Source organism: Algoriphagus sp., assembly GCF_024642405.1.
GTDB lineage: Bacteria > Bacteroidota > Bacteroidia > Cytophagales > Cyclobacteriaceae > Algoriphagus.
In genome coordinates this window covers 1-7,087 of sequence record NZ_JAHEBC010000140.1, presented here as the reverse complement: position 1 = coordinate 7,087, position 7,087 = coordinate 1, and the positions used below count along the sequence as shown (strand labels likewise).

The 7,087-nt window shown below is 35.9% G+C and carries 5 protein-coding genes; 1 reads left to right on the top strand and 4 read right to left on the bottom strand.

Annotated features, from left to right (window positions below; all coding sequences use genetic code 11):
- Nucleotides 1-185 precede the first annotated feature (185 nt).
- On the top strand, nt 186-1,214 hold the full coding sequence (thiL, locus tag Q0L68_RS11675) for a thiamine-phosphate kinase (RefSeq protein WP_296703223.1): 1,029 nt from the start codon (nt 186-188) through the stop codon (nt 1,212-1,214).
- A gap of 156 nt (nt 1,215-1,370) precedes the next feature.
- On the opposite strand, the gene Q0L68_RS11670 is transcribed toward thiL, so the two are convergent.
- The 4 genes from Q0L68_RS11670 to Q0L68_RS11655 form a co-directional block, all read right to left on the bottom strand.
- Nucleotides 1,371-1,748 (bottom strand): hypothetical protein, encoded by a 378-nt coding sequence (locus Q0L68_RS11670; protein ID WP_296703213.1) that lies wholly within the window; start codon nt 1,746-1,748, stop codon nt 1,371-1,373.
- A 304-nt stretch (nt 1,749-2,052) separates the two neighbouring features.
- Nucleotides 2,053-4,632 carry a cation-transporting P-type ATPase gene (locus tag Q0L68_RS11665; protein ID WP_296703211.1) on the bottom strand — a complete coding sequence of 860 codons (2,580 nt, stop codon included), beginning with the start codon at nt 4,630-4,632 and terminating at the stop codon, nt 2,053-2,055.
- A gap of 125 nt (nt 4,633-4,757) precedes the next feature.
- Nucleotides 4,758-6,428: a Na/Pi symporter gene (locus Q0L68_RS11660; RefSeq protein WP_296703209.1), complete on the bottom strand. Its 1,671-nt coding sequence runs from the start codon at nt 6,426-6,428 to the stop codon at nt 4,758-4,760.
- A 200-nt stretch (nt 6,429-6,628) separates the two neighbouring features.
- Nucleotides 6,629-7,087: methyltransferase domain-containing protein (locus Q0L68_RS11655; RefSeq protein ID WP_296703206.1), on the bottom strand; the 459-nt coding region annotated here is incomplete at its 5' end.

Here is a 7,087-nt window from a genome sequence, read left to right as displayed (position 1 = left end):
CAGTAGGCAGTCGCAGGAAACAGTAAGCAGTAAAAAGCCGCAAACTTGTTATATAGATTGTAAACGGCGATAATTTATGGGCAGTTTGTTTGCCGGGTTTAGGTACAGTTGGCATTTATAAAAGAAGCATTTAATAAAAAATAATTAAACCGTTGCGACGTAGCGTCGTCGCGAGAGAAAATATTATGTCAGAGAAAAGAACAGAAATAAGTGATTTAGGAGAGTTTGGTTTAATAGATCGGCTCAATGAAAAAGTAATTATTAAAAATAAATCAAGTCTGAAAGGAATAGGGGATGATGCCGCAGTTATTGATGCTGGAGATCATGTGAAAGTTGTGTCTACAGATTTATTGATGGAAGGGGTACATTTTGATCTTTCTTATGCACCACTTCCTCATTTGGGATTTAAAGCTGTTGCGGTAAACGTTTCAGACATCGCTGCTATGAATGCAATTCCAAAACAAATCACAGTTAGTATTGCTCTTTCCAATAGATTTTCCTTAGAAGCAGTAGAGGCTTTGTATGAAGGAATTTATGCAGCCTGCGATCATTATGGAGTGGACTTGATTGGTGGTGATACTACTGCTTCCAGAACAGGTTTGGCGATCTCGATTACTGCTATTGGAGAGGCTAAAAAAGAACAAATTTCTTATCGATCTGGAGCCAAGGAAAATAACATACTTTGTGTCACAGGAGACCTGGGTGGAGCGCTGGTTGGACTGCAGATTTTGGAGCGCGAAAAACAGGTTTTTTTAGCCAATCCAGATATGAAGCCAGACCTCGAAAAATACACCGTAGTTACAGGTCGTCAATTGAGGCCTGATGCTAGAATGGACATCGTTCATGAGTTGCGAGAATTGGGAGTGGTACCGACAAGCATGATGGATATTTCTGATGGACTGGCTTCAGAGATTTTCCATATCTGTAAATTATCAGGTGTTGGCGCCACGATTTATGAGGATAAACTTCCAATTGATAAACAGACATTTGATACTGCTGTGGAATTGAATCTTGATCCGATCACTTGTGTGCTGAATGGGGGAGAAGATTATGAGCTTTTATTTACGATCGACCAGAAGGATTTTGACAAGCTAGAAAAGCACCCGGACGTTCATTTTATAGGCCACATAACAAAGCCAGAAGATGGCAAATATCTGGTGACAAAAAGTGGAACTGCTGTTCAGATCAAGGCACAGGGATGGAAGCATTTTTGAAATGAAATTAAGAGAAGAAAGGCTTATTATAGATATTTTCTATAATTCAAGTAATCAATTATAACTTCAGATTGAAATCTATATTTGTCTGATAATGAATAAATAAAAAATCTCTACCTAAATTAAAGGTAGAGATTTTTTTACTCTTTGTTTTAGCTATTCGTTTGGATAAGGGATGTAGACAAAACTAGTGAAAGCCCCATCCATGACAAAAAGGCAGCAAAATTCATCTGGGTCTTTGTAAGCTTTTTTGAAGTCTTCAAGTGCTTCCTCAGAGATTAATTTCCTTTGGACAAACTCGTCTACATAAGTGATGAAATAATTCCAATCCAGGTCTTTTTCAGCCTTGCCTAAAAATATTTTACCAATCGGTTGCATCTCTTTTGAGATTGGGAATATCGGATATTCTGAAAATTTTCGAGATCGGATTTGGTAGGATGCTTCTTTTAAAGTGTCAGAAATTTTTACAAAATCACTTGTGATGGTACCTAGATATTTTCCGTTTAATGTAGGGTCGTTTTCGTCTGAAATCATTTTTTAAACTAGTCTGATTGCATTCATTTTTTTAGAAAAAGATTTTAAACACCTTAGATTTTATCATGAATTTTACCGTGTTTTTATTAAAAATCTTCTTGACAAAGAACGGACAATTTTGTGTCAATTTCCATGTTTTTCTGAATTCAATAGACTTTAGCCTAGAGACGGCCTGATTTAAAAATATGGCACTATTTCCTATTCATTTTTAGGATATAAATTTCAATCAAAATAGCTCTTAGATCGCTGACTTTTTTCAATACTTTTTTTCATCTTTTGTTAAATAAAATAGGTGTTGATTTCTTTAATCAATTATTCTTAAAATCTTGAAAAAATAAATCAAAGGTATAGGGATCAGGCTTCCCCCAACAATCAGCAGCCACATATCTTCGGAAGGAAAATTAAGTGCTAGAAGTGTTTTAAATGGGCTAAATAAGCTTGCCACTATCAATAAGATTGAACAAAAAATAATTGAGGCCCATAAATGCGGATTTCTTATAATTCCATTTGTAAACAGATTCTCTCCTCGCTTAATTAAATTGAAAGGATGAAACAACTGGGCAAAAGCAAGAGTAAAAAAAGCTACGTTATTTGTTTGGAATTCCTCAAGACCGATCACTTTCGAAGAATAATAAAAAACTCCCAAAACACTAATCGTCATAATCATTGAATAAACGACCAAGGATTTCCAATGGGCTTTTGTAAGTAATGGTTCATTGATCGTTCTTGGCTTCTCGAGTAAAGATTCCCTATTACTTTGACCCATACCAAGAGCAAGTGCAGGAAAGACGTCTGTAACTATATTTAGGAAGAGTATTTGTAAAGGAAGCAGTGGGGAGCCCCAACTCAAAAATGCTGCGAAGGATACGACTAGGATCTCGCTTAAATTACAGGAGAGTAAGTAAATGACGAAATTCCGAATATTATTAAAGATGATTCGGCCTTGCTTAATAGCTATGACAATGGAAGAAAATGAATCATCTTGTAATATCATATCCGCTGCCTCTTTTGCCACCTCTGTTCCTCTTAGCCCCATGGCAACACCGATATCAGCTTTTTTTAGAGCTGGAGCATCATTCACTCCATCTCCTGTCATAGCAACCACAAATCCACGGGACTGGTAATACTCAACTAATTTCAATTTTTGCTCGGGGCTTACTCTGGAAAAAACTGAGGCACTTAATAATTCTGAGTTTTCATTTTCACCAAACGTCAAGTCTTTACCTTGAACAACTAAATTTTGTCCCCCTTTGAATATGCCAATGTTTTCTGCAATAGCTCTAGAAGTCTCCGGATGATCTCCAGTTACCATAATCACTTGAATTCCTGCGTTATGACATTCCGAAATTGCCTCAAAAACATCTGGTCTTGCAGGATCCTGTAGACCGACTATTCCTACTAGAATTAACTCCTCCGCTTTATCAAGGCTAGATTGTTCTAAAATCTGGTAAGCTCCTGCTAATACTTTTAAACCTTTTGCAGAAAGTAATTTAGTCTGTTCTGCCCAATAACTTTTCGCTTTTTCATCCAATTCTATTATTAAACCATCTTGTTCATAGTATTTACAGTTTTTGAGCACTTCTGCAGTAGATCCCTTCATAGAAGCTTGAGTTGTCTTACCAGCCTGATGAAAAGTCGTCATTATCCTCGTTTCACTTTCAAAAGGGATTTCTTTAGTTTCTGCCCACTGTCCTCTTAACTGCTTTACTGAACCGGAAGAAACCTTTTCTGCCCAAAGTAACAATGCGATTTCGACAGGATCGCCAATATGTTTATTTTCTTGGCTTAAAGCGGCATTATTACACAATACCATTATCTCTATGAGTTTATCATAAGAATTAGTATCATTTCTCTCTGGACTTGTTTCAACCACCTCCAATTGATTTTCTGTCAATGTCCCCGTTTTATCTGTAAGAATAATATTGGTGCCTCCCAGTGTTTCAACTGCTGCTAATTTTCTTACTAAAACTTTCTTTTTGGACAATCGTAACATGCCACTGGCTAAGGCGATTGTGGCTACAATGGGAAGACCTTCAGGAATTGCTGCGACAACAAGAGCTATGGACGTTTCGATTAATAGATATAGCTCTTTTGATTGGAGAAGACCGATTCCGATGAAAGGAATCATAATGACAAAACTCAACCAAATTAATGTTTTACTGAATTTGTCAAGTTTTTTATTCAGAGGAAGTTCTTCTGCCTGGGCCTCATCCATCATGGACGAAACATGACCAATTTCCGTGTCCTTTCCAGTGAATACAATTACTGCAAGTCCATTTCCACGAGTTACTGAGGTACCACGAAAGACCATATTGGTTCGATCACCGATAGTAACCTTTTCTTCAATTCGTTCAGTTTTTTTACTAGAGGGTAGTGATTCTCCTGTAAGAGGAGCTTCGTTAATTTCAAGAGAATTCACTTCAATTAATCGTGCATCTGCACCAATCAAATCACCAGCTTCAAAAGAAATTAGATCTCCAGGAACTAGGTCTTGAATGGGAGTATGTGTAAGTGTAGCATTTCTAATAACTTTTGAATTTGGCTGCTCCAGTTCTTTCAAAGCGTCCATGGATTTATTGGCCTGTGATTCCAGGATAAAGCCGATGATGGCATTTATTAGAATAACCGCGATGATGGCTATTGCTTCAAAAAAATCACCGAAAAAGAATGAAACAGCTGCAGCGACTACTAATAATAGCACAATTACATTTCGAAATTGGGAAATGAAAATATCCCAAGTAGTTCTTTTTTTAGCTGATGGAATAACATTCTCTCCAAATTCCAAGCGCCTTTTTAGAACCTCTTCCTCAGTCAATCCTTTTTTTGAATCAACCTTAAGTTTTTCTAGGAGTTCTTCTACAGATTGATTTTCAGGGTTATTCATTGTAATTGTGAAAAGGAAGGTTTTAAGCTGAATAATTGTTTGACTTAACCTAGGATAAGTATCAATTTTAATTAAGATTTTAGTAATTCGCAGTCAATAGAATCCCTACTAAAATTTAAACTGAATTATCTAAAAGGAGGAAGGTTTTCAAATTGCGCGGCTTGCTCAGGACTTAGTTTATAATCTTTAATAGCACGAATAATGGCTTTATTTGTAGAATATAGTTCTCTATTTACATTCAATACAGTTGCAATTTCTTCCTCTTCCAGATGTTTTCTATTCGAATGATCGTAGACCATTTCTAATAATTTGTCGTAGTTTTTTTGAATATCGACCATTAGCTTCCCCATATCTTCGAATGTAATACTATCAGTATTCAAACTCTGTATTTGCTTGAATCTTGCTATCATAGTTAGACTAGTCTCATTAAAGAATTCATACAATAAATTCGTTGTGTTATTCTCTGATTTACGGAATATAGAGAGGTCATTTTCAATGTCTTTAATATCTTTCGCAGCATGTAATGCATTTCCGGTAGCAGTGATGATTTTTGATAATTTTGAAGATTCATTTTCATTTAATGCCTGCTTTTGGAGGTCTCCATAGAAATTTATTATTTCTCCATGTAGCCTTTTGATTTGGAAATAGTGATCGTTAAAACTTTTATTAAGCTTAAAAAACTTCATGCTTCCAGGAGAGGTAGATTCGTTGAATTTTTGAAGAAAGGCCATTCCCCATAATTTTAATACTAAGGAAACAAGATGGTTTGTTTCATTTTGAAGTGCTTCCAGAGCAGTTTCAGGTACTTCAACTATGGACTCGTGAATAAATATTCCTGCGCTGTCATCCTTATTGGTAAATCGGTTATTAAGAAAATTTGCAAACTGATTTAGGAACGGATAAAAAAGTAGGATCCCTATTAAATTGATCAAGCTGTGAAAAACGACAAGACCAATTAATTTATCTTTTATTTGTAGCCAATCGGTAATAAATGAGATTAAAAACCCCAAGAATAAAAATGCAACAAAACTGGTGATTAAGTTAAATAAGAAATGCCCAAGAGCCACTCTTTTTTTGGAAACGGGACCTTGAAACCCTCCTAATAAGGCCGTGATGGTAGTACCTAAATTTGCACCGATTATCAAAGCAGCTGCTAATTGAAAATCAATAATTCCAGCATTTAATCCACTAAGGGTGATCACCATAGTCGCTGAACTGGATTGAACTAAAGCAGTAAAGAAAAAGCCTACAAAAAAGAATATAAAAGGGGGATAATCGGAAAAAAGGCTGATATCAAAATTGTCAGCGAGATAAGAGAAACTATCTTTCATAAAGGAAAGCCCCAGGAAAAGTAAGGCAAACCCCAAAACCAAAAGACCAGTATTCAATAGATGCTGACGTTTGGGAAAAAGAACCACTAATAATGTCCCCAAAGCAATAAATGGTAAAATGAAACTTTCAATATCTACTTTGAAACCGAGAGTTGCCACTAACCAGCCGGTGAAGGTTGTACCAAGATTAGATCCTAGAATAATACCCAAGGCATTTTTCATGCTGATCACTCCCGCACCTACAAAAGCCAGTAACATTAAAGAAACTACGGAACTACTTTGTAAAATGGCAGTGATCAAAGCTCCTCCCAGTATTCCTTTAATCTTACTCTTTGTATGCTTTTTGATAAAAACTTTGAAGCCTCTGCCAGTTAATTCCTTCACCCCATTCTCTAGCTGGGACATACCAAAAAGGAAAAGCCCAAGACCTGCTAAAAATTTCCAAACGTCAAAATTCTCCCACATAAATATTACTGCTGGTTAAAGAAGTGTACCTCTTTACCATTGAAGAGCTACACTTAAATTTAACCTAGTTTTCTGAGAAAATATGGCTTTAAAAACTTGATTTAAATCAGGAATCAAGAACAAAGAATTTAATTCCTGATTAAATGATCTATGAAAAACTTTATTTAGGAAGTATAATCTGAAGGAATTTTGACCAACGTTCAATTAGTTTTTCGTTTCAATTGGATCACGTTTTCTACATGATAAGTTTGAGGGAACATATCTACAGGTTGAATCTTCTCTACCGTGTATTTTTCTGCCAAAAGAGCAACATCTCTGGCTTGAGTTGCTGGATTGCAGGAAACGTAGACTATTTTTGGTGCTGCTAAACGTAACAACATTTGAACTACTTTTTCATCCATTCCGGCTCTTGGTGGATCGGTAATAATAACATCGGGAGCAGCGTGATTCAGGATAAATTCTTCATTGAGCATATCCTTCATATCGCCCGCATAAAACAAGGTATTTGTTAAGCCGTTTATTTCAGAATTTATTTTGGCATCTTCAATTGCTGCTTCCACATATTCAATTCCTATAACTTGCTTTGCTTTCTTAGCAATAAAATTTGCAATTGTACCAGTTCCAGTATATAAATCATAGACAATTTCATCCCCCTTCAG

Bases quoted from the DNA above. Each gene is read 5' to 3' on its own strand.
- Q0L68_RS11660 (WP_296703209.1), bottom strand. From the start codon at position 6,428: ATGTGGGAGAATTTTGACGTTTGGAAATTTTTAGCAGGTCTTGGGCTT.
- thiL (WP_296703223.1), top strand. From the start codon at position 186: ATGTCAGAGAAAAGAACAGAAATAAGTGATTTAGGAGAGTTTGGTTTA.
- Q0L68_RS11670 (WP_296703213.1), bottom strand. From the start codon at position 1,748: ATGATTTCAGACGAAAACGACCCTACATTAAACGGAAAATATCTAGGT.
- Q0L68_RS11665 (WP_296703211.1), bottom strand. From the start codon at position 4,632: ATGAATAACCCTGAAAATCAATCTGTAGAAGAACTCCTAGAAAAACTT.